Below are 22,090 nucleotides of genomic sequence, written 5' to 3'. Positions count from 1 at the left end.
AACCCCCCTCTCAGCTCTGGCTGGCGGCCATGATGGCCTGGTCGACGTCCAGGCCCTGCCGGCGGGCGTTCTCCGCCGCCGACAGCACCCGCTTGTAGTCCCGCGGCATGATCTTGGAGATGCGCTCCAGCGAGCCCTCCCAGTCGGCCAACAGCTTCTCGGCGACGGTGGAGCCGGTCTCGGCCATGTGCCGTTCGACGACGTCGCGCAGGAACGCGCGGTCCTCGTCGGTCAGCGGCTCGACCTCGACCATCTCCGGGTTGACCCGCGCCGGCACCAGGTCCAGCACGTACGCGATGCCGCCGGACATGCCGGCCGCGATGTTGCGGCCGGTGCCGCCGAGGATCACCGCGCGGCCCCCGGTCATGTACTCCAGCGCGTGGTCGCCGACACCCTCGACGACCGCGGTGGCGCCGGAGTTGCGGACGCAGAACCGCTCGCCGACGATGCCGCGGGCGAAGAACTCGCCCGACGTGGCCCCGTACAGGATCACGTTGCCGGCGATGATCTGCCGTTCGGGCTCGAACGGGGCCGCCGGGTCGGGCCGCACCGAGATCCGCCCGCCGGACAGGCCCTTGCCGACGTAGTCGTTGGCGTCGCCGACCAGCCGCAGCGTGATGCCGCGCGGGACGAACGCGCCGAACGAGTTGCCCGCCGAGCCGGTCAGGGTGATGTCGATGGTGTCGTCGGGCAGCCCCGCACCGCCCCGCCGCAGCGTCACCTCGTGCCCCAGCATGGTGCCGACGGTCCGGTTGACGTTGCGGATGGGCAGGTCGAGCCTGACCTTCTCGCCCTTGGTGACGGCGCTCTCGGCGAGCTGGATCAGCGTGTTGTCCAGCGCCTTCTCCAGCCCGTGGTCCTGGGTGGTGACGCGGCGCAGCGCGGTGCCCGCCGGCAGCTCCGGCCGGTGCAGGATCGGGCTCAGGTCCAGCCCCGACGCCTTGTAGTGGTCGACGGCCCGCTCCGCGTCGATCAGGTCGATGCGGCCGATGGCCTCGTCCAGCGACCGGAAGCCCAGCTCCGCCAGGTACTCGCGGACCTCCTCGGCGATGAACTCGAAGAAGTTCACCACGAACTCCGGCTTGCCGGAGAACCGCTCCCGCAGCACCGGGTTCTGCGTGGCGACGCCCACCGGACAGGTGTCCAGGTGGCAGACCCGCATCATGACGCAGCCCGACACCACCAGCGGCGCGGTGGCGAAGCCGTACTCCTCCGCCCCCAGCAGCGCGGCGATGATCACGTCGCGGCCGGTCTTCATCTGCCCGTCGGTCTGCACCACGATCCGGTCGCGCAGCCCGTTGAGCAGCAGCGTCTGCTGCGTCTCGGCCAGCCCGAGCTCCCAGGGGGCGCCCGCGTGCTTGATCGAGGTCAGCGGCGACGCGCCCGTGCCGCCGTCGTGGCCGCTGATCAGCACCACGTCCGCGTGCGCCTTGGACACGCCCGCCGCGACCGTCCCGACACCCAGCTCCGCGACCAGCTTCACGTGGACGCGGGCCGCCGGGTTGGCGTTCTTCAGGTCGTGGATGAGCTGGGCGAGGTCCTCGATGGAGTAGATGTCGTGGTGCGGCGGCGGCGAGATGAGGCCGACACCGGGGGTGGAGTGCCGGGTCTTGGCGATCCACGGGTAGACCTTGTGGCCCGGGAGCTGGCCGCCCTCGCCGGGCTTGGCGCCCTGGGCCATCTTGATCTGGATGTCGTCGGCGTTGGTGAGGTACTCGGCCGTCACCCCGAACCGGCCGGAGGCCACCTGCTTGATGGAGCTGCGGCGCAGGTCGCCGTTGGCGTCGGGGGTGAACCGGGCCGGGTCCTCGCCGCCCTCGCCGGTGTTGGACTTGCCGCCGAGGCGGTTCATCGCGATCGCGAGGGTCTCGTGCGCCTCCGCCGAGATGGAGCCGTACGACATCGCGCCGGTGGAGAACCGCTTGACGATCTCGGAGACCGGCTCGACCTCCTCGATCGGCACCGGCGGCCGCTCGCCCTCCTTGAGGCGGAACAGGCCGCGCAGCGTCATCAACTGCTCGGACCGCCCGTCCACCATCCGGGTGTAGTCCTTGAAGATCTCGTACCGGCGGGTGCGGGTGGAGTGCTGGAGCTTGAACACCGTGTCCGGGTTGAACAGGTGCGGCTCGCCCTCGCGACGCCACTGGTACTCGCCGCCGACCTCCAGGGTGCGGTGCGCCGGGTCGTTGCCGGCCGGCGGGTACGCCCGGCGGTGCCGCTCGGCGACCTCGTGGGCGATCACGTCGAAGCCGATGCCGCCCAGCCGGGAGGTGGTGCCGGTGAAGCACCGGTCGACGACCTCCTGGCCGAGGCCGATGGACTCGAAGATCTGCGCGCCGGTGTAGGAGGCGACCGTGGACACGCCCATCTTGGACATGACCTTCAGGACGCCCTTGCCGTACGCCTTGACCACGTTGCGGACGGCCGCGGCGGGCTCCACCCCGGTCAGCGCGCCGGTGGCGATGAGGTCCTCGACGGTCTCGATCGCCAGGTACGGGTTGACCGCGGAGGCGCCGTACCCGATGAGCAGCGCCATGTGGTGGCACTCGCGGGCCTCGCCGGTCTCCAGCACCAGACCGACGCGGGTGCGGGCCTTCTCCCGGATCAGGTGGTGGTGGACGGAGCCGGTCAGCAGCAGCGCGGGGATCGCCGCCCGGGTCCGGTCGGCGCCCCGGTCGGACAGCACGATGATCCGCGCGCCGTCCTCGATGGCCCGGGAGACCTCCGCGCAGATCTCCTCGAGCCGGTGCTCGAGGGCCTCGCCGCCGCCGTCGACCTCGTACAGGCCGTGCACGACGTGCGCCCGCAGGTGCGGCAGCGCGCCGTCGTCGTCGATGTGAACGATCTTGGACAGCTCGTCGTTGTCCAGGATCGGGGTCGGGAGCACCAGCCGGCGGCAGGAGTCGGGGCCCGGCTCCAGCAGGTTGCCCTCGGGGCCCAGCGTGGACTGCAGGGAGGTGACCAGCTCCTCCCGGATGGCGTCCAGCGGCGGGTTGGTGACCTGCGCGAACAACTGCTTGAAGTAGTCGAACAGCAGCCTGGGGCGCTTGGACAGCACCGCCAGCGGGGTGTCGGTGCCCATCGAGCCGATCGGCTCGGCGCCGGTCCGCGCCATCGGGCCGATGATGATCCGCTGCTCCTCCAGCGTGTAGCCGAAGGACTGCTGCCGGCGTACCAGCGTGTCGTGCGGCGGGAGGGTGCGCTCGCGGGTCGGCAGCTCCTCGAAGCGGACCAGCCCGTCGGCCAGCCACTGCTGGTACGGGTGCTCGGCGGCCAGCTCGGCCTTGATCTCGTCGTCCTCGATGATCCGCCCGGCGGCGGTGTCGACCAGGAAGATCCGCCCCGGCTGCAGCCGGCCCTTGCGGACCACCTTGTCGGCCGGGATGTCGAGCACGCCGGACTCGCTGGACAGCACCACGAACCCGTCGTCGGTCACCCAGAACCGGCCCGGGCGCAGCCCGTTGCGGTCGAGCACGGCGCCGACCACGGTGCCGTCGGTGAACGTGACGCTGGCGGGCCCGTCCCACGCCTCCATCAGGGTGGAGTGGAACTCGTAGAACGCGCGGCGCGCCGGATCCATCTCGGTGTGGTTCTCCCACGCCTCGGGGATCATCATCAGCACCGCGTGCGGCAGCGACCGGCCGCCCAGGTGCAGCATCTCCAGGCACTCGTCGGCCGAGGCGGTGTCGCTGGCCTCGATGTCGATCACCGGGTAGACGCGGGACAGGTCGCCGGGGATCAGGTCCGACTTCAGCAGCGCCTCACGGGCCCGCATCCAGTTGCGGTTGCCCTTGACGGTGTTGATCTCGCCGTTGTGCGCGATGAACCGGTACGGGTGCGCCAGCTCCCACGCCGGGAACGTGTTGGTGGAGAACCGGGAGTGGACCAGCGCGATGGCGGAGTCGTAGCGGCGGTCCGACAGGTCCGGGAAGAAGGGCTCGAGCTGCGGGGTCGTCAGCATGCCCTTGTAGACGATCGTCCGCGAGGACAGGCTCGGGAAGTAGACGCGCTTGCCCCAGCCGGCGGACCCGGGCCCGCCGCCGGCCATGTCCTGCTCGGCGCGCTCGCGCATGCAGAACACGACGCGGTCCAGCTCCAGGCCGGTCTTGCCGGCGTGCGGGCCGTCGCCTCTGGCGCGCAGGAACAGTTGCGCGAAGTGCGGCATGGTGCGACGGGCCGCCGGGCCGCAGAAGTCGGGGTCGTGGGGCAGCTCGCGCCAGCCGAGGACCTCCAGGCCCTCCTCGACGCACAGCGCCTCGACGTGGGCGATCACGGCGGCGCGCTCGGTGCCGTCGGCCGGCAGGAACGCGGTGCCGGCCGCGTACGATCCGGGCTCGGGCAGCGCGAAGTCGACGACCTCGCGGAACAGGGCGTCCGGGATCTGGGTGAGGATTCCGGCGCCGTCCCCGTCGTCCGGCTCCGCCCCCACCGCGCCGCGGTGGTCGAGGTTGCGCAGAACGGTCAGGGCCTGCTGAACGATGTCGTGGCTCTTACGACCGTGCATGTCGGCGACCATGCCGACGCCGCACGCGTCATGCTCGTTGGCCGGGTCGTACAGCCCTTGCCGTGGGGGCCGGCCAGGTGTGAGGGCAGCAGCCGTCATCAACCCTCCCGTCATCGTGTCACTGCTTCCGTCAGTGCAGTCCGGGACGGCGTTGGCCCTGCTGCTTTCCTTTACCGTGAGACTATCTCACTGTCGGGATCATGCCCGACTGGACCTGATCGCGAAACTTCTCCTGACAGGCCGGAGAATCTCCTGGTGCCGCCCGGTATACCCGGTGACACGGAGGCCACGCCACATCGCGCGAAACGACCCCGTAACGGTGCATCCCGGCAGGCACCACCGACCAGTGGTTTAGACCAGCATAACCCGGACGCCATCCGGGCATATCGACCGGCCCGGTGATCAGCCTCACCGGCGTCCCGGGAATGCGCCGGGGCGGCCGTTCCCGCCGGTGCTCAGCCCGCGGCGGCCGCGCGCCCGAGCACCCCGGGCGCCTTCCCGCCCTCGATGAGCAGGGCCAGCAGCGCCTCGTCGCCCGCGTCCCCGGACCCGTCCAGCCGCTGGGCCCAGGCGATCACCGCGTAGTGGCCCATCGCGAGCCCGCGCGCCATGCTGAAGCCCTCGCCGAAACGCTCCAGCGGCAGGGCCGTCGGCGACGCTCCGGACGACGTGCGGGAGGTCGAGCGGGGGGTCGCGACACGGTCGGTCAGCGGTCGGATGAAGCCGCCGCCGCGCCCGTTGCCGAGGGCCTCGACGAGCCGGTCGGCGTCGGCGGAGGTGTTGAGGTTGAGGATGGTGACGCTGAGCGCGAAGCCCCGCCGGGCGTCGGCGTACATGCCGCGGAGCGCCTGCGTGCAGCCGCCCCTGCGCAGCTCGTCCCCCAGCGCGGCGCCCCATACGGCGTTCGCGCAGTCGGCGTCGAGCCGGTGGTCGACGAGCCTGAGCGTGGCCTTGGCCTCCGTGACGGCGATCGCCTCGCCGGAGCCGGGGAAGGACTCGGCCTCGGTGAGCGGCTTCACGTCGGTCGCGCGTCGGGCGATGCCCGCGTACGCGCCGGTCGTCGGAGAGCTGGAGTAGGAGGCCGGGGAACGCCCGCTGTCGACGGGACGACCGACCGGCGACGCGGGCTCGGACGCCGCCGCGCCGCCCTCGTCGCCGCCCGAGGCGACGGCCACGACCACGACCCCCGCCAGGACGGCGGCCAGGATCCCGCCGGCCGCGCCGAAGAACACCTTGGGAGGCGGGCCCTTGTGGGGTCGCACCGGGCCGCTGCCTCCGGGCCGCCGCGCCCGCACCGGCGGCTTCGACGCCTTGGACGCCTTGGCTGTCTTGGTGCCTTGGACCGCCTGGGGCCGCCCGGCCCGCCGGGGCGGCTCGGGTGCGTCGGTCGGACGCCCACCCGGTCCGCGACGCGACGCGGAGCCCCTCGGCGGCGCGCCCTTGGCGGACCTTCCCTTGGCGGACCCGCCCTTGGGGACCCCGCCCTTGGCGGACGTTCCCTTGGCGGACCCGCCTTTGGCTGGCCTTCCCTTGGGGGTCCCGCCCGTGGTCGGCTCGGGGGGGCGTTGCCCGGACGGTCGCGAGCCGTTCGGCCTCCCGTCGGGGTACGCGCCCGTGGGGCGGGCGGTCCGGGGAGGCTCGGCGGGCCCGGGACGCCGGGGCGGTGGGCCGGGGGGCCCGCCGCGCCCTTCGAGGCCGCGCCGCGGGTCCGTTCCGCGGCGGGGCTCGGGGCTGCGTCGGGGTTCCGGGACGCGCCGAGGGTCGGTCGCCGGCGGCCTGCCCCGGAGGGGGCCGCCCGTGCCGGTCCGGCGGGCGCCGGGGTCGTCGTTCCTCACGTGCCGGGAGGATAGTCGCGGGACGCGGGCGAGGGAACGGTCAGTTCGTCCTCCCGGCATCGGGAAGCAGTTGGAGCCGGCCCCAGACGAAGTCGCCGGGCTTCTCCACCGCGAGACTGACGTCGATCATCTCGTTCAGCGAGGCGGGCTGCGCCCCCCCGGCCCGCTGCACCCACGCCACCACCACGTAGTGGCCGTACGCCTGGGCGTAGGCGGCGCTGAAGCCGCGCCCGAACGGGCCCATGCCCGGCGCGGGCAGCGGCCGCACGAAGCCGGCCTCGGCCGCCGGGTTCAGGTCCCGGACGACCTGCTCCGCGCCCGCCTGGTCGGCCAGGTTGACCGCCGCGAACTGGCCCACGTGCCGCTTGTCCCGGCTGACGTAGGAGCCCCGGACGATCTGGTTGCAGCCGTGCTGGTCCAGGTCGGCCTGGAACCGTTCGCCCCAGGTGACGGCCTTGCAGTCGGCCGACACGTCGGAGTCCGCCAGCGTCAGGACCAGCGAACGGTACGAGACCGTCTTCAGGGCGGGTGTGAAGACCTCGCCCTCGGTCAGCGGGCGGGGGTCGACGGAACGCCGCCCGAGCCTGGCGGTGTCCCGGTCGGCCATGGAGGGCGTGTAGACGGTCGGCAGGACGTCCGCCCGCTCCGCGCCGCCGCCGCCCTTCTCGTCGCCGCCCATCACGAACACGCCGGCCGCGACCGCGGCGACCGCGGCGGCGGCCACCGCCACTCCGACCGCGGCCCCGATGAGCGGTTTCCTCGACCCTCGGGACCTGGACGACCGGGGACGGTCGCCCGGGAAGAAGTCGTCTTCCCCTGCCTTGTGCGTCGTCGTGCGTGAGCCCGATTCGCTCACTTCGCCTCCGGTTCGCGGACGTGGATCACCAGCGGTGAGCTTATCGCCACGGGCGGCCCCGGCGTGCCGAAAAGGCCGTTACATCCACTTCCCGGTGCGCCCTCGGCGGGTGAACGGTCAGCCGGAGTCCTTGACGGACTCCGCCTCCCGCCCTCCGCCCGCGCGCTCGCCGCCCCGCTCCGCGCGGTCGCCCTCGCCCTCGGCGCCCGCGGTCCCGCCGTCGCCCACCTCGGACTCCCCGCCTCCGTCGGCCACAGGCTCCGCCTCCGCCTCCACCTCGGGCTCCTCGAACGCATCCTCCGCCCCGGGCCGCCCTTCCGGCTCGGTGTCGGACTCCGGCTCGGCGGCCGACGCGCCCTCCGGGTCACCGGACGCGTCCTCCGATTCACGAACGGCCAGCGGCTCCGCCTCAGGCCCGTCGGCCGGCTCCTCCGCCGCCGAGCCCCTCTCAGACCCCTCCACCACCCCGACCGTCGACTCCGGCTCGTCCACCGCCTCGGATTCGTCCACCACCTCGACCGGGGGCACCGGTTCGCGCTGCGCCTCGGCCGAAGCCTCCGGCTCACCCGCCCCATCGACCGGCGGCACGGAATCGTCCACCACGTCGACCAGAGCCTCGGGCTCATCCACCACGTCGACCGGCAACGCCGGCTCACCCGCCCCATCGACCATGGATTCAGGCTCATCCACGACGTCGACCGGAGCCTCAGGGGCGTCCACCACGTCAGCCGAGGGTTCGGGCTCATCCGCCACCTCGACCGACGACTCGGACTCATCCGCCACGTCGACCGGAGCCTCGGGCTCATCCACCACGTCGACCGGCAACGCCGGCTCGCCCGCCCCATCGACCGAGGATTCAGGCTCATCCACCACGTCAGCCGAGGGCTCGGGCTCGTCCGCCACCTCGACCGACGACTCGGAATCGTCCACCACGTCGACCGGAGCCTCGGGCTCATCCACCACGTCGACCGGCAACGCCGGCTCGCCCGCCCCATCGACCGAGGATTCAGGCTCATCCGCCATGTCGGCCGGAGGCTCGGCCTCATCCGCCACGTCGACCGGAGCCTCGGGCTCGTCCACCGGCTCGGCCGGCGGCGTCGCCTTGTTCACCACGTCGACCGAGGGCGCCGGCTCGTCCGACGTCGGGGTCGGGGCGGGCGGGTGGTCGGGGGCGGTGGTCTCGGGGGGCAGGGCGGGGGCGGACGGGTCGGTCTCGGTGCCCTTGATCGTGACCGTCTCGGGGGTGGTGCGGTTGCGGGCGAGGTAGAGGTAGGCGACCGCGCCGGCGAAGACGATCAGGGCGGTCCAGACGTTGAGGCGCAGGCCGGTGATCATGTGGGCCTCGTCGATGCGCAGCCATTCGATCCAGAAGCGGCCCACCGTGTAGCCGGCGACGTAGAGGGCGAAGGTGCGGCCGTGGGTGAGGCGGTACCGTCGGCCGGCCCAGATGACGACGATCGCCAGGGCGACGCACCACAGCGACTCGTACAGGAAGGTGGGGTGGTAGGAGGCGACGTCGGCGTACCGGGGGTCGGTGACGTCGGTGCCGGGGATCTTGGGACGGTGGTCGGGGTCGATCTCCAGGGCCCACCATGTGTCCAGTGGGCGGCCGTACAGCTCCTGGTTCCACCAGTTGCCCCAGCGGCCGATGGCCTGGGCCAGCGCGATGCCGGGGGCCACGGCGTCGCCCATCGCCAGGACCGAGATGCCCCGCCTGCGGCAGCCGATGTACGCGCCGAGCGCGCCGAGCAGCACCGCGCCCCAGATGCCGAGGCCGCCCTCCCAGATCTGCAGCGCGCGGCCGGGGTCGCCGTCCTCCCCGAAGTAGCGCTGCCAGTCGGTGACGACGTGGTACAGCCGCCCGCCGACCAGACCGAAGGGCACCGCCCAGACCGCCACGTCGATGACCGCGCCCGGGGTCCCGCCCCGTGCGGTCCACCGCCGTTCGCCCAGCCAGACCGCCACCACGATGCCCAGAATGATCATGAGCGCGTAGGCGCGGAGCGGGAACGGACCGACGTGCCACACGCCCTGGTCCGGGCTCGGTATCGTCGCAAGGGGAAGCGGCTGCATGAGCGATGACGTTACCGCCTCCGGCGCGCTGTGACGGACGGTCCGGGAGACCTCGATCACCGCCCCGCGTTCCGCACCGCCCCACGGATCCCCTCGGGGGTGAACACCGCGTCCTCGTCCAGCCGGCGGCCGTTCAGCGTCACCCAGGGAGTGCTCTCCACGTCGGCCCTCCGGGCGGCGGCGTCGGCCCGCTCGGCCGCGGCCCCGCCGCCGCCCCGGGCCACGCAGGAGGCGAACGCGCCGCCGCCGATGCCGACGTCCTCGGCCCAGGAGACCAGGTCCCGGTTCTCGAAGCCGACGGCGTTCTCGGGGCCCTGCTCCTCGAACAGTCGGTCGTGGTAGGCGAGCCAACGATCGGCGGGGGCGCAGAACGAGGCGTTCAGCGCACGCTGCGAGTTGCCGCGGGTGGGTTCCGGCGCGGTCCGGAAGAGGGAGAAGGGGCGGTAGACGACCTTGACGCGGCCCTCGGCGGCCAACCGCCGCACGGTGTCGCCGGTGGCGTCCTCCATCGCCTTGCAGGCCGGGCACTGGAAGTCCTCGAAGATCTCCAGCACCGGACCGGTGACCCCCGGCTCGGCCATCACGATCGAGCCGTCGGGCTGCCGGGTGGTGGGCGCCTGCGCCCCCTGAGGGCGGTCGCCGGAGTCGCCGCCGCGGACGAGCACCGCGGCGACCACCGCCACGGCGATCACCGCGACGGTGGTCGACACCATGCCCAGCGCCCGCCGCCGACGGGCGCGGACCTCGTCCCGGGCCCGCTCGGCGGCCAGCCGTTCCCGCGCGCTGCGCGGTCCTTCAGCGTTGCTCATCACTCCCCCGATCCACGTTCTCGCAGGTCGAGGCTAGTGGCGCGGCGGCGCGGGAACGGTGAGGCGCGGCCGGGTCAGCCGGAGGAGGCCGAGGCCGACGGGGTGGTCGACGGAGCGGCCGGCGGGGCCGACTCCACGGCCTTGCGCAGCGCCCCGGGGACGAACGTGATGTTCTGGTCGAGCTTCTGCCCGTTCAGCGTCACCCACGGGGTGCTCTCCACACCCGCCTTCTGGGCGGCGGCGTTGGCCTTCGGGATCTCGGCGTTCTTCTGCCCGTCACGGACGCACGAGTCGAAGGCGTCGCCGGTGATGCCGACCTCCTCGCCCCACGTGACCAGGTCGCCGTTCCCGAAGCCCTGGCTCGTCTCGGGGCCCTGCTCCTCGAACAGCCTGTCGTGGTAGGCGACCCACTTGTCGGCGGGGGCGCACAGCGAGGCGTTGAGGGCGCGGATCGAGTTGCCCCGGGTGGGCTCCTGTCCCTGGAAGAACAGCGAGAACGGGCGGTAGATCACCTTGACCTTGCCCTCGGCGGCCAGCTCCTTGACGGTCTTGCCGCTGGCCTCCTCGAACTTCTCGCAGGCGGGGCACTGGAAGTCCTCGAAGATCTCCAGCACCGGGCCGGTGACACCCGGCTTGGCCATCACGATCGAGCCGTCGGCCTGCCGGCTCAGCGGCGCGGTCGCCACCGCGGGCTCGCCCTTGTCGTCGTCGCCGCCGGACTGCACCAGGACCACCGCGACCACCACGACGGCGATCACCAGCAGCGCGCCGCCGCTGACCAGGAGGGCGCGCAGCTTCTTGGCCCGCTGGGCCTCCCGCTTGCGCTCCTCGGCCAGCCGCTCGCGTGCGCTGCGCTCGCGCTCGGCCTTGCTCATGGACGTCTCCTTCGTGCGCTCGAGGCCGCGGGCACACCGCCCGGCGCGGGCGGAGCGGGCCGCCGGCGGCCGGGGAATTGGACGATCAGTCCTCGTACAGTCCGACCTTGCGGTCCAGTGCGTACCGGCCGGGGGGCCAGACCGTGATCCAGGCGGCCAGGGCCAGGAAGCCCAGGTCCCGCAGGATCTCGCCGAGGTAGGGCGGGTCGGCGATCTCGCCGCCGCCGCCGAAGCAGCCGCAGTCGATCTTCAGGCCGCGCGCCCAGGCCGAGGCGATCCCGATGATGAACACCACCATCAGCAGCCCCGACAGCGCGGCGGTGAACCGGGTGGCGAATCCGGCCAGCAACAGGGCCGCCAGCACGATCTCCAGGATCGGCAGCCCGATCCCGACCGGAGTGATCATGCCGTCCGGGAGCAGTCGGTACGCCTCGACCGCCAGCTCCTGCAGGGCGGGCGGCTCGGCGGCCTTGGCCAGCCCCGCCCAGCCGAGCACGACCGCCAGACCGACGCGGGCGGCGGTGGTGGTGAGCTGGTCGGCCCGCGCGGAGCGGGCGGCCCAGGCGAGCACCAGCACGGTGGCCAGCCCGCCGGCGATGCCGACCGGCTGCGGACCGATCTCGGCCCAGGCCGTCCAGGAGAGCAGGACCGGCAGCGCGAGGACGAGCGCGGCCACCGGCCACGACGGTGTCGAGCGGGCCGCCGCGGGCGCGTCGCCACTCGGTTCGAGCGGTTCCATCCCCGTCAGGCCGCCCTCGGCCTTGTCCGTGACCACCGTCGTGCGTCTCCCTGTGCCTGGCCGGATCTCACCGTCCGCAACCTAGCGCGCCCTCGTTAAGGGGGCCGTTAAGTCGCTCCGCCGGCGCGCGGCCCCATCCTGCCATGCCGTTCGGCCGCCGGCGGGGCTTGCGCGCCGGGTCGCGCACCTGCGACGACGACTCGTGGGGGTTTGTCACCCATGTGCCAAGGCGACGCCGTCTACGCGGTGCCGGCCCGGCCTCGTACGCCCTCGGCCAGCTCCGCGGTGAAGGCGCGGACGGAACGGACGCCGGACTCCTCGTCCGGGGCGTCCAGCAGCCGCTTGATGAACGCCGAGCCGACGATCACGCCGTCGGCGAAGCCGGCCACCTCGGCGGCCTGCGCCCCGTCGCTGACGCCCAGGCCCAGTCCGACGGGCAGCGGGGCGGCGGTCTCGGGACGCCGGGCGATGACCCCCCGGGTGCGCTCGACCAGGTCCGGGGCGCCGGTGTCGACGGCGCCGCGGGCGCCGGTGACGCCCATCAGCGAGGCGGCGTACACGAAGCCCCGGCAGACGTCGGTGATCTTGGCGATGCGCTCCTCGGTGGACGTGAGCGCCACGAGGAACACCCGGTCGAGGCCGTGCGCGTCGGAGGCGGCGAGCCAGGGGCCGGCCTCCTCCGGGGTGAGGTCGGGGGTGATGAGCCCGGAGCCGCCCGCGGACTTCAGGTCGCGGGCGAAGGCGTCCACGCCGTAGCGGTCGACGGGGTTCCAGTACGTCATGACGAGGGTGGGCGCGCCGGTGGCGGCGACCGCCTCGACGGTGCGGAACACGTCGGCGATGCGGACCCCGCCGGTGAGGGCCCGGTGGACGGCGTCCTGGATGGTGGGGCCGTCCATCATCGGGTCGCTGTAGGGCAGGCCGATCTCGATGACGTCGCAGCCCGCCTCCACCATGGCGGTGGCGGCCTTGACCGCGCCCTCGTAGGAGGGGAACCCGGCGGGCAGGTAACCGACCAGGGCGGCGCGGTTCTCGGCCTTCGCCTTCTCGAACGCGATGGCCGTCGTCACTGGGCACTCTCCTCGGCGTCCATGAATCCGAACCACTCGGCGGCGGTGTGCATGTCCTTGTCGCCGCGCCCCGACAGGCAGACCAGGAGGACGGCGTCGGGGCCGAGCTCGCGGCCGACCTTCAGCGCCCCGGCCAGGGCGTGCGCGGACTCGATCGCCGGGATGATGCCCTCGGTGCGGCACAGCAGACCGAACGCCTCCATCGCCTCGGCGTCGGTGACGGCCCGGTACGTGGCGCGTCCGGTCTCGAAGAGCCAGGAGTGCTCGGGCCCGACGCCCGGGTAGTCCAGGCCGGCGGACACCGAGTGGGTCTCCAGGGTCTGACCGTCGTCGTCCTGGAGCAGGAACGTCCGCATGCCGTGGATGACGCCGAGGCTGCCGCCCGCGAGGGTGGCGGCGTGCCGGCCGGTCTCCACGCCGTCGCCGCCGGCCTCGAACCCGTACAGGCGGACCCCCTCGTCGGGGATGAACGCGTGGAAGGCGCCGATGGCGTTGGAGCCGCCGCCGACGCAGGCGACGATCGCGTCCGGCAGCCGGCCGGTCAGCTCCAGGGCCTGGGCGCGGGCCTCGACGCCGATGACCCGATGCAGGTCGCGCACCATCATCGGGAACGGGTGCGGGCCCATGGTGGAGCCGACGCAGTAGTGGGTGTGGTCGACGGTGGCGACCCAGTCGCGGAACGCCTCGTTGCAGGCGTCCTTGAGGGTGCGGCTGCCGGTCCGCACCGGGATCACCTCGGCGCCGAGCATCCGCATCCGGGCGACGTTGAGGGCCTGCCGCCTGGTGTCGACCTCGCCCATGTAGACGGTGCACTCCAGGCCGAGCAGGGCGGCGGCGGTGGCGGTGGCGACGCCGTGCTGGCCGGCGCCGGTCTCGGCGATCACCCGGCGCTTGCCCATCCGGCGGGTCAGCAGCGCCTGGCCCAGCACGTTGTTGATCTTGTGGGAGCCGGTGTGGTTGAGGTCCTCGCGCTTGAGCAGCACCCGGGCGCCCCCCGCGTGCTCGGCGAACCGGCGGGCCTCGGTCAGCAGGCTGGGCCGGCCGGCGTAGTTCGCCAGCAGGTCGTTCAGCTCGGCGGTGAAGGCGGGGTCCTGCATGGCGGCCGCGAACTCGCGGGTCAGCTCGTCCAGCGCCGCCATCAGGGCCTCGGGCGCGAACCGGCCGCCGAACCGGCCGAAGTGGCCGGAGGCGTCGGGCAGGTTCGCGGGCTCGGCGGCAGCGCCGCGCGCGGCGTCGGTGGTCATTGATCGTTCCTGTCCGTACGAAAGGGCTTATCCGAGGTCAGTGCGCGTTCGGATAGGCGCGCCATCGTTCCCGCTGCGGCTCCATGGGAGAACCCTACTTGCCCTGGCGCAGCGCCGGGTGCGCGCCCGCCGCCACGAGATCGGCGACGGCCGCCCTCGGGTCCCGCCCGGTGACCAGGCTCTCCCCCACCAGCACGGCGTCGGCGCCGGACGAGGCGTACGCGAGCAGGTCGTGCGGGCCGCGGACGCCGGACTCGGCGATCCGGACGACCTCGCGCGGGATCAGCGGGGCCAGCCGGGCGAACACGTTGCGGTCGACCTTGAGGGTCTTCAGGTCGCGGGCGTTGACCCCGATGACCCTGGCGCCCGCGTCCAGCGCCCGGGCGACCTCCTCCTCGGTGTGCACCTCGACCAGCGGGAGCAGGCCGATCGACTCGGCGCGTTCCACCAGGGACACCAGCGCGTCCTGCTCGAGCGCCGCCACGATCAGCAGGGCCAGGTCCGCGCCGTGGGCGCGGGCCTCCCAGAGCTGGTACGAGGTGACGATGAAGTCCTTGCGCAGGACGGCGATGTCGACGTTCGCGCGGACCGCGGCCAGGTCCTCCAGGCTGCCCCCGAAACGGCGGCGCTCGGTCAGCACGCTGATGACCTTGGCCCCGCCGGACTCGTAGTCGCGGGCCAGCGCGGCAGGGTCGGCGATCGCGGCCAGCGCGCCCTTGGACGGGCTGCTGCGCTTCACCTCGGCGATCACGGACACGCCGTCCGAGCGCAGGGCGCCCAGTGCGTCGCGGGCCGGCGGGGCGGCGGCCGCCTTCTCCTTGAGCGCTTCGAGCGATACCGCTCCCTGCCGTTCCGCGAGATCGGCTCGAACGCCTTCCAGGATCTCGTCGAGCACGCTCACAGGTGACGCCCCCTAGTCTGCGGATTGTGCGTTCACCGATCGTAGCCCCCGCGGTTCGGGGCTCCGCCACCCGGCCCTGCCCCGGAACGGTCCGACGCGGTCAGGGGCCGGTCAGGGCGCGAGAACGTCCGCGAACGGCAGATTGCGGAGCACCCAGTAGACGACCACGACGGCCACGAACCCATAGGCCGCCGGGGGTGTGAGCAACCGCGAGGCCATCGGCCGCCCCCGCACCGAGCGGAGCGCCCAGCGTCCCCACAGGTAGCCGAAGACGGGCAGCAGGACGAAGGCGAGCGGGTTGAGCCCGAACGCGGCGGCGGCGTGGCCGTGCGCCAGGGAGTTGACCATGCGCAGGGTGCCGCAGCCCGGGCAGTACAGGCCGGTCGCCCACAACAGCGGGCAAATCGGGTAGTGGCCCGGCTCGTGCGGGTCCACGACGGCGACGAGGGTCACCGCCGCCGCGACGCCGCCCAACACCAGGAACGGCCCGGCCAGCCTGCGCGCGACGCCTCCCCCGGGGCCCACGCCGACGTGCGTCATGGCTCCAGCCTACGGAGCGTCAGGGATCGACGGCGTAGCCGACGCCCCGCACGGTGCGAAGGGGACTGGAGTCGCCGAGCTTGGCGCGCAACTGCGCGATGTGGACGTCGACCGTGCGGTTGCCCGCGCTCGCCGCCGGATCCCACGCGGCGGCCAGCAACTGCTCTCGCGTGAAGACCCGACCGGGCCGTCCCATCAGGAACCGCAGCAGGTCGAACTCCGTCGCGGTGAGCGCCACGGACCGTTCGCCCGCGGTCACCGAACGGGCCTCGGGATCCAGTCTGACGTCGCCCGCCCGCAGCACGTGGGCGTCGTCGACGGCCCCGCGACCGCGCAGGGCGACCGCGACGGCGTCGACGAGCTCCCGGGGCCCGAAGGGACGGACCAGCGCCTGCGCCCTCGGCGCGCCCGCCTCGGCGGAGCCCTCGTCGGGCACGACGCACACCACGGGCGCGTCCCCGGCGGCCTCGCTCACCCGGCGGTAGAGGTCGCCGGGCGGTCCCGGGTCGGCGGACAGGTCGAGGACGACGGCGTCGGGCCGCAGCCGCGCCACCGTGGCGGGGGCGCGGGCGGGATCCGGCTCGATCTCGGCCTCGAAGCCCGCCCGGACGAGGTAGCGGCGCACCAGTTCGGCCACGCCGGCCTCGTGCTCGGCCACCAGGATGAGCCCGCCGCCCTCCGCCATGTCAGTCCGTCAACCCCCGTCGGCCCTTCGGCCCGTCGACCCTCGGCGTCCGCTCGACGCCGGACGGCGGGACCCGTGCCCCGCCCTCGTCCACCATGCCCCGCCCGAGCACGGGCGGAGGGAGACGATCGTCACGGCGGTCCGAGCCGTCGCCGGTCATCGAAGCTCCTCGTCGTCCCGTGCGGTCGTGCCATGGGACCGGTGCCCGCCGCTACGACGCCGTGGGGTCCTCGCCCCGGTCCAGCGACTTCCAGAGGCGGGCCGGGTCGTCGGGCGCGGCCCCCGCCCCGCCGGACGCCTCCGCGGACGCACGGCCGGTGCCGGGCCGATCGTAGCGGGCGGACATGCCCGGCCAACGTGACCCCCTGGTCAACGCCAGCGCCCCGGCCAGGGCCAGGAGCACCCCGCCGGCCAGCGACACCGTCCACCACGCCGTGGTGGTGACCGTCGGGTCGCCCCCGAGCTGCAGGAGCGTGCTGCGCTCCGCCGCGACGTCCAGGACGTGGGGGCGGTCGGCCGCGGTGACCGCCGTGAAGCCGATGCCGCCGCCGATCAGCACGAGCAGCGCGCCGACGGCGGCGCGGGCGGGACCGCGGGTGGCGAACAGCGCGGCGAGCGCCGCCAGCCCGGCCCAGCCGAGCGCGGTGGCGGCGCCGGACAGGTCGCCGCCGGTCAGGTCCTGGCCGATCGGGGTGATGGCGCCGCGGGCGCGGACCGCGGCCCACTCCCGGCCGCCGGCCAGCAGCACGAGCCCGGCGCCGACCGCGCACAGCAGCGCGGCCGCGGCCCGCTCACGGCGAGGATTCATCGTCAGTTCTCGGGACGTTCACCGGTGACGGACTCGAGGACGTCGGCGTCCCAGCAGGTCCGGTCGCCCGTGTGGCAGGCCGCCCCCACCTGGTCGACCTTCACCAGGACGACGTCGCCGTCGCAGTCGAGGGCCACCGACTTCACCCACTGCTGGTGCCCGGAGGTGTCGCCCTTCACCCAGTACTCCCGGCGGCTGCGGGACCAGTACGTGCAGCGGCCGGTGGTGAGGGTCCGGTGCAGGGCCTCGTCGTCCATCCAGCCCATCATGAGCACCTCACCGGTGTCGTACTGCTGGGCGATGGCGGGCACGAGCCCGTTGGGGTCGCGCTTCAGGCGCGCGGCGATCTTCGGGTCCAGATTGGACGGGCGCTGGGACATGGACCCTATTGTGCCCGCCCGTCCCCGTGCCCCGCCCCGCACCCGCCGAAGGGCGGCCAAAGGGGGCGGCCGAACGGGGCGAACGGGGGCGGACGCACACCGGGACCCGCACCTGGAGGGTTGCGGGTCCCGGTGGGACGTCTTCGGGTGTTACAGGGGGCGGACCTGGTCGGCCTGCGGACCCCGGTTACCCTGCGTGACCTCGAATTCGACGCGCTGGTTCTCGTCGAGGGTCCGGTAGCCGGAGCTCTGAATCGCCGAGTAGTGCACGAACACATCCGGACCGTCGCCGTCGACGGCGATGAACCCGTAGCCCTTCTCGGCGTTGAACCACTTCACGGTGCCCTGCTGGGCCATGTCTTTCTCCTTGCGGCAAAACTCGGGTCCGCACCTCGCGGGCCCGGTGCGGTCACCGCGAAACGCCCTCGCCCTCCGGGCACCGTCCCGGAAAAGCCAAAACGCCCGCTGTCATCGTCCGCGGACGTTCGTACAAAACGATCGAGAACCACGACTGCAACCGACGACACCACCGTATCACCGGCCGGGAGCAAAGCGGAGGACACAAGGGCACCGGATTCTTCTGCTGTATGGCCCGTCCGGCTAAAGGCGTCCGTGACCTCGCGGCGCTCCGCGCCGAGGCGCGGGGTGGCGCCGCATCGTCGTGCCCCGTGCCCCTCCGGTGCCGCGAGGGGCCCTCCGGGCGGCCCGCCGCAAGGCCCGTCACCGGTGTCCTGTTGTCACCTTTCGCCACACCCAGGGCGTTTAGCTCGTTCCAGGACACACCCATCTCGACCGCGCCTTTACCGGAGGCAAACCGTGCAATTTTCAACGGTGCTCCGAGTGGAATCCGCAGGCACGGGCGGCACTCCGGCGGCCGACTCCCGCGACGCACGAGGACCACTCCGGACGGTGATCCGCGACCACCGGAGAGTCATCGGGGGGCGGTCCCCCGGGCCGCTCCCGGCCGTGGGGTCCCGGCCGGGGAGCGTCGCGCGGGAATAAGGGGACACCTCGGGATGGTAGGCATGAGCGGGCCGAACCCGGCGTACCCCCGCGATTCGGCCCACTCGGGCCCATCGCGGGTCCGGCCACCCGAGAGGAGGACGCAGTGCCAGCAGGGCCACCGAGGGTCGAACCGCACATCCTGCGCGCCGGGATGCGGGTCCTATGGGTCGCGATCAAGGCGGAGCCCGCCGTCTTCACCCTCTCGGTGCTGGCGAGCGCCCTGTACGCGGCGATGACCGTGGGCAGCGCGTGGGTGCTGGGCCGGGTGACCGAGGACGTGATGCTGCCCGCCTTCCGGGAGGGCGAGACGACCGCGGGCGCGCTGACCGGCGCCGCGTTGGCGATCATCGGGGTCGCGGTGCTCAAGGCGCTGGGGGTCGCCGGACGCCGGTTCTACGCCGGGCTGATGCAGTACCGGATGCAGGCGCGGTACCGGCGGGAGGTGACCCGGCAGTACCTGCGACTGCCGCTGGCCTGGCACCACCGGCACCCGACCGGCCAACTGCTGTCGAACGCCAACGCCGACGTGGAGGCGTCCTGGGCGCCGATCGCGCCGCTGCCGATGGCGGTGGGCGTGGTGTTCATGCTGATCGTGGCGGCCGTCTCGATCGTGCTGGTGGACGTGACGGTGGCGGTGGTGGGCTTCCTGGTCTTCCCCGCCATCGCGCTGATCAACGTCGTGTACCAGCGCCGGCTGTCGCCGCTGGCGGCCCGGGCCCAGCAGTTGCGGGCCGAGGTCAGCGAGGTGGCGCACGAGAGCTTCGAGGGCGGCCTGGTCATCAAGACCCTGGGCCGTGAGCAGGCCGAGACCGACCGGTTCGCCGCCCGCGCCCACGACCTGCGGGACGCCAACGTGGCGGTCGGGCGGGTGCGGGGCCTGTTCGACCCGCTGTTGGAGGCGCTGCCGAACCTCGGCGTGCTGGCGGTGCTGCTGGTCGGCTCGATCCGGCTGGAGGCCGGCGCCCTGAACGCCGGCGACCTCGTCAACGTGGCGTTCCTGTTCACGCTGCTCGCCTGGCCGATCCGGGCGCTGGGCTGGGTGCTGGCGGAGGTTCCGCGCAGCGTCGTCGGGTGGAACCGGGTGCGCGCGGTGTTGGACGCCGAGGGCTCCCTGCCGTTCGGCGAGCACGCCCTGGACGGCGACGGGCCCGCCGGGCTGCAGGTCCGCGAGGTGCGGTTCGCGTACGAGGACGCCGACGGGGAGGCCGCCCGCGTGCTGCACGACGTGTCGTTCGCCGCCGAGCCCGGCCGGACGGTCGCGGTCGTGGGGCCGACGGGGTCGGGCAAGTCGACGCTGACCAACCTGCTGGTGCGGCTGGTCGACCCCGCCGAGGGGCGGGTCCTGCTGGACGGGGTCGACGCCCGTGACGCCCGGCGCGGCTCGGTGGCGGCGACGGCGGCGCTGGTGCCGCAGCAGACGTTCCTGTTCGACGACACCGTTCGCGGCAACGTGACGCTGGGCGCCGACATCCCCGACGAGCGGGTGTGGCAGGCGCTGCGGCTGGCGCAGGCGGACGGGTTCGTGGCGGCCCTGTCCGACGGGCTCGACACCCGGGTGGGCGAGCGCGGCGCGACCCTGTCCGGCGGTCAGCGGCAGCGGCTGGCCCTGGCCCGCGCGGTCGTGCGCCGCCCCCGCCTGCTGGTCCTGGACGACGCCACGTCCAGCGTCGACCCCCAGGTGGAGGCCCGCATCCTGGAGGGCCTGCGGGTGGCCCAGGACGGCGGGGCCGGCTCCACTGTGGTGGTGGTGGCGTACCGCAAGGCGACGATCGCCGTGGCCGACGAGGTCGTCTACATCGAGCACGGCCGGGTGCTGGATCGCGGGCCGCACGCCGACCTGCTGGACCGATCCGAGGGCTATCGCAACCTCGTCAACGCCTACGAGCGCGCCGAGGCCGAACGCGAGGCCGTCGAGGGTGAGGAGGTGTCCGCATGAGCGTCGCGACCACGGGTCTGGACGAGACGGCCGCCGGCGAGGGGGCGATCAGCACTCTGCGGCGCGGGCTGCGGCTGAGCCCGGAGTTCCGGGTGGGGCTGCCCGCCACGCTGGCGCTGGCGCTGGTGGCGACGGTGGGCCGGGTGGTGGTCCCCATCGCCGTCCAGCAGACGATCGACAAGGGGCTCCGGACGTCCGGCGACCCGGACGTGGCGTTCATCCGCACGACGGTGCTGCTGGCGGCGGCCGTGGTGCTGGTGACGGCGCTGTCGGCGTACCTCATGAACGTGCGGCTCTATCGCAGCACCGAGGGTGGCCTGGCGACGCTGCGGGTCAAGGCGTTCCGGCACGTCCACGACCTGTCGATGCTGACCCAGAGCAGCGAGCGGCGGGGGTCGCTGGTGTCGCGGGTGACCGGTGACGTGGACCAGATCAGCCAGTTCATGCAGTGGGGCGGGCTGATGATCCTGGTGTCGCTGGGGCAGTTGGTGGTGGCCAGCGTGCTGATGGCGGTCTACTCGTGGCCGCTGGCGCTGTTGGTGTGGGTGTCGTTCATCCCGCTGGCGTTGGCGCTGAAGCGGTTCCAGCGGCTGTTGTCGGGCGCCTACACGCGGGTGCGGGAGCGGGTCGCCGACATGCTCGCGGCGGTCAGCGAGTCCGTGGTGGGCGCCTCGGTGATCCGGGCGTACGCGTCGGAGGAGCGGACCGGGCGACGCATCGACGAGGCGGTCGAGGGCTACCGCAAGGCGCAGACGCGGGCGCAGGGGCTGGTGGCGCTGACGTTCCCGTCGAGCGAGCTGGTGGCGGCGCTGGCGACGGCCTCCGTGGTGATCGCCGGCACCCTGCTGGGGATCGGCGGGCACCTGAGCGCGGGCGAGCTGGTGGCGTTCCTGTTCCTGGTCACGCTGTTCGTGGGGCCGATGCAGGTGGCCACCGAGGTGCTCAACGAGGCGCAGAACGCCATCGCGGGCTGGCGTCGGGTGCTGGGCGTGCTGGACACCGAGCCGGACGTCGCGGACCCCGGAAGCGCCGGCCGGGAGCTGCCGCGGGGGCCGATCGAGGTGCGGTTCGAGAACGTCGGGTTCTCCTACCCCGGCGGCCCGCCCGTGCTGCACGAGGTGACGGTGGACATCGCGCCCCGTTCGCGGATCGCCGTCGTGGGCGAGACCGGATCGGGCAAGACCACGTTCGCCAAGCTGCTGACCCGGCTGATGGACCCGGCGGAGGGCCGGGTGCTGGTGGACGGGGTGCCGCTGGACGAGGTGCGGTTCTCCTCGCTGCGCGAGCGGATCGTGATGGTGCCGCAGGACGGGTTCCTGTTCGACGCGTCGCTGGGCGAGAACATCCGCTACGGCCGCCCGGAGGCCACCGACGAGGAGGTCGTGCTGGCGTTGACGGAGCTGGGGCTGGCCGACTGGCTGGACGGGCTGGCGCGGGGCCTGGACACCCCGGTCGGGCAGCGCGGCGAGTCGATGTCGGCGGGCGAGCGGCAGCTCGTGGCGCTGGCCCGCGCCTACCTGGCCGACCCGGACCTGCTGGTGCTGGACGAGGCCACCTCGGCGGTGGACCCGGCCACCGAGGTCCGCATCCAGCGGGCCCTGGACGGGGTCACCCGGGGCCGCACGGCGATCGCGATCGCGCACCGGCTGTCCACGGCGGAGGCCGCCGACGAGGTGATCGTGTTCGACCGCGGCCGGATCGTCCAGCGCGGTCGGCACGCCGAGCTGGTCGCGCGCCCGGGGGTGTACGCGGACCTGCACGGCTCCTGGATCGCCCAGCGGCGCATCTGATCGGCGGCGCACCGTGTCCGACGAGGGAAAGCACTTGCCC

The 22,090-nt window shown here is 73.4% G+C and carries 18 protein-coding genes; 2 read left to right on the top strand and 16 right to left on the bottom strand.

The features are described 5' to 3' along the window. Window positions 1-10 precede the first annotated feature (10 nt). The 16 genes from gltB to DFJ69_RS25925 all read right to left on the bottom strand — a co-directional run bounded on the left by gltB (window position 11) and on the right by DFJ69_RS25925 (window position 17,676). Window positions 11-4,603 carry a glutamate synthase large subunit gene (gene gltB, locus DFJ69_RS25995; protein WP_116025014.1) on the bottom strand — a complete coding sequence of 1,531 codons (4,593 nt, stop codon included), beginning with the start codon at window positions 4,601-4,603 and terminating at the stop codon, window positions 11-13. A gap of 356 nt (window positions 4,604-4,959) precedes the next feature. After that, window positions 4,960-5,766, bottom strand: coding sequence for a hypothetical protein (locus DFJ69_RS25990; RefSeq protein ID WP_116025013.1), 807 nt, complete (start codon window positions 5,764-5,766; stop codon window positions 4,960-4,962). 613 nt (window positions 5,767-6,379) lie between these two features. After that, window positions 6,380-7,063, bottom strand: coding sequence for a hypothetical protein (locus DFJ69_RS25985; RefSeq protein ID WP_147312414.1), 684 nt, complete (start codon window positions 7,061-7,063; stop codon window positions 6,380-6,382). A 249-nt stretch (window positions 7,064-7,312) separates the two neighbouring features. Then, window positions 7,313-9,268 (bottom strand): prolipoprotein diacylglyceryl transferase, encoded by a 1,956-nt coding sequence (lgt, locus tag DFJ69_RS35025; protein WP_211328756.1) that lies wholly within the window; start codon window positions 9,266-9,268, stop codon window positions 7,313-7,315. A gap of 56 nt (window positions 9,269-9,324) precedes the next feature. Further along, window positions 9,325-10,077, bottom strand: a complete 753-nt coding sequence (locus DFJ69_RS25975; RefSeq protein WP_116025011.1) for a DsbA family protein — start codon at window positions 10,075-10,077, stop codon at window positions 9,325-9,327. Between the two features lie 74 nt (window positions 10,078-10,151). Next, window positions 10,152-10,952: a DsbA family protein gene (locus DFJ69_RS25970; RefSeq protein ID WP_116025010.1), complete on the bottom strand. Its 801-nt coding sequence runs from the start codon at window positions 10,950-10,952 to the stop codon at window positions 10,152-10,154. An 85-nt stretch (window positions 10,953-11,037) separates the two neighbouring features. Further along, complete coding sequence (locus tag DFJ69_RS25965) at window positions 11,038-11,727, bottom strand: MauE/DoxX family redox-associated membrane protein (RefSeq protein ID WP_211328754.1); 690 nt, start codon at window positions 11,725-11,727, stop codon at window positions 11,038-11,040. Between the two features lie 203 nt (window positions 11,728-11,930). Next, window positions 11,931-12,761 (bottom strand): tryptophan synthase subunit alpha, encoded by an 831-nt coding sequence (gene trpA / locus DFJ69_RS25960; RefSeq protein ID WP_116025009.1) that lies wholly within the window; start codon window positions 12,759-12,761, stop codon window positions 11,931-11,933. After that, window positions 12,758-14,005 (bottom strand): tryptophan synthase subunit beta, encoded by a 1,248-nt coding sequence (gene trpB / locus DFJ69_RS25955; RefSeq protein ID WP_211328752.1) that lies wholly within the window; start codon window positions 14,003-14,005, stop codon window positions 12,758-12,760. Before trpB ends, trpA begins: the two co-directional genes overlap by 4 nt. A gap of 94 nt (window positions 14,006-14,099) precedes the next feature. Beyond that, the gene (trpC, locus tag DFJ69_RS25950) at window positions 14,100-14,906 is read right to left on the bottom strand and encodes an indole-3-glycerol phosphate synthase TrpC (protein ID WP_116025008.1); all 807 of its coding nucleotides are present in this window, start codon (window positions 14,904-14,906) and stop codon (window positions 14,100-14,102) included. A gap of 111 nt (window positions 14,907-15,017) precedes the next feature. Beyond that, window positions 15,018-15,446 (bottom strand): DUF2752 domain-containing protein, encoded by a 429-nt coding sequence (locus DFJ69_RS25945; protein WP_116025007.1) that lies wholly within the window; start codon window positions 15,444-15,446, stop codon window positions 15,018-15,020. Window positions 15,447-15,465: 19 nt separating this feature from the next. Continuing rightward, window positions 15,466-16,131 (bottom strand): response regulator transcription factor, encoded by a 666-nt coding sequence (locus tag DFJ69_RS25940; protein ID WP_116025006.1) that lies wholly within the window; start codon window positions 16,129-16,131, stop codon window positions 15,466-15,468. Window position 16,132: 1 nt separating this feature from the next. Further along, window positions 16,133-16,291 (bottom strand): hypothetical protein, encoded by a 159-nt coding sequence (locus DFJ69_RS34490; RefSeq protein ID WP_170177780.1) that lies wholly within the window; start codon window positions 16,289-16,291, stop codon window positions 16,133-16,135. A 51-nt stretch (window positions 16,292-16,342) separates the two neighbouring features. After that, window positions 16,343-16,939 carry a TIGR02234 family membrane protein gene (locus tag DFJ69_RS25935; RefSeq protein ID WP_116025005.1) on the bottom strand — a complete coding sequence of 199 codons (597 nt, stop codon included), beginning with the start codon at window positions 16,937-16,939 and terminating at the stop codon, window positions 16,343-16,345. Between the two features lie 2 nt (window positions 16,940-16,941). After that, on the bottom strand, window positions 16,942-17,319 hold the full coding sequence (hisI, locus tag DFJ69_RS25930; protein WP_116025004.1) for a phosphoribosyl-AMP cyclohydrolase: 378 nt from the start codon (window positions 17,317-17,319) through the stop codon (window positions 16,942-16,944). 150 nt (window positions 17,320-17,469) lie between these two features. Next, entirely contained in the window at window positions 17,470-17,676 is a 207-nt protein-coding gene (locus DFJ69_RS25925; protein ID WP_116025003.1) for a cold-shock protein, read from the bottom strand. Between the two features lie 799 nt (window positions 17,677-18,475). Between DFJ69_RS25925 and DFJ69_RS25920 the strand changes: the two genes are divergently transcribed. Both DFJ69_RS25920 and DFJ69_RS25915 read left to right on the top strand, forming a co-directional pair. After that, a complete protein-coding gene (locus DFJ69_RS25920; RefSeq protein ID WP_116025002.1) occupies window positions 18,476-20,260 on the top strand; it encodes an ABC transporter ATP-binding protein in 1,785 nt (594 codons plus the stop codon). Then, complete coding sequence (locus DFJ69_RS25915; protein WP_116025001.1) at window positions 20,257-22,050, top strand: ABC transporter ATP-binding protein; 1,794 nt, start codon at window positions 20,257-20,259, stop codon at window positions 22,048-22,050. Before DFJ69_RS25920 ends, DFJ69_RS25915 begins: the two co-directional genes overlap by 4 nt. Window positions 22,051-22,090 lie beyond the last annotated feature (40 nt).

Source organism: Thermomonospora umbrina, from assembly GCF_003386555.1.
Lineage (GTDB): Bacteria > Actinomycetota > Actinomycetes > Streptosporangiales > Streptosporangiaceae > Thermomonospora > Thermomonospora umbrina.
Note: the sequence above shows the minus strand (reverse complement) of the source record. Positions and strands in the feature narration are given on the sequence as shown.

Excerpts from the sequence above, each read along its gene's own strand:
- DFJ69_RS25920 (WP_116025002.1), top strand. The coding sequence starts at position 18,476 with ATGCGGGTCCTATGGGTCGCGATCAAGGCGGAGCCCGCCGTCTTCACC.
- DFJ69_RS25935 (WP_116025005.1), bottom strand. The coding sequence starts at position 16,939 with ATGAATCCTCGCCGTGAGCGGGCCGCGGCCGCGCTGCTGTGCGCGGTC.
- hisI (WP_116025004.1), bottom strand. The coding sequence starts at position 17,319 with ATGTCCCAGCGCCCGTCCAATCTGGACCCGAAGATCGCCGCGCGCCTG.
- DFJ69_RS25975 (WP_116025011.1), bottom strand. The coding sequence starts at position 10,077 with ATGAGCAACGCTGAAGGACCGCGCAGCGCGCGGGAACGGCTGGCCGCC.
- DFJ69_RS25970 (WP_116025010.1), bottom strand. The coding sequence starts at position 10,952 with ATGAGCAAGGCCGAGCGCGAGCGCAGCGCACGCGAGCGGCTGGCCGAG.
- DFJ69_RS25945 (WP_116025007.1), bottom strand. The coding sequence starts at position 15,446 with ATGACGCACGTCGGCGTGGGCCCCGGGGGAGGCGTCGCGCGCAGGCTG.
- DFJ69_RS25940 (WP_116025006.1), bottom strand. The coding sequence starts at position 16,131 with ATGGCGGAGGGCGGCGGGCTCATCCTGGTGGCCGAGCACGAGGCCGGC.
- trpB (WP_211328752.1), bottom strand. The coding sequence starts at position 14,005 with ATGACCACCGACGCCGCGCGCGGCGCTGCCGCCGAGCCCGCGAACCTG.
- gltB (WP_116025014.1), bottom strand. The coding sequence starts at position 4,603 with ATGACGGCTGCTGCCCTCACACCTGGCCGGCCCCCACGGCAAGGGCTG.
- DFJ69_RS25925 (WP_116025003.1), bottom strand. The coding sequence starts at position 17,676 with ATGGCCCAGCAGGGCACCGTGAAGTGGTTCAACGCCGAGAAGGGCTAC.
- DFJ69_RS25915 (WP_116025001.1), top strand. The coding sequence starts at position 20,257 with ATGAGCGTCGCGACCACGGGTCTGGACGAGACGGCCGCCGGCGAGGGG.
- DFJ69_RS34490 (WP_170177780.1), bottom strand. The coding sequence starts at position 16,291 with ATGACCGGCGACGGCTCGGACCGCCGTGACGATCGTCTCCCTCCGCCC.
- lgt (WP_211328756.1), bottom strand. The coding sequence starts at position 9,268 with ATGCAGCCGCTTCCCCTTGCGACGATACCGAGCCCGGACCAGGGCGTG.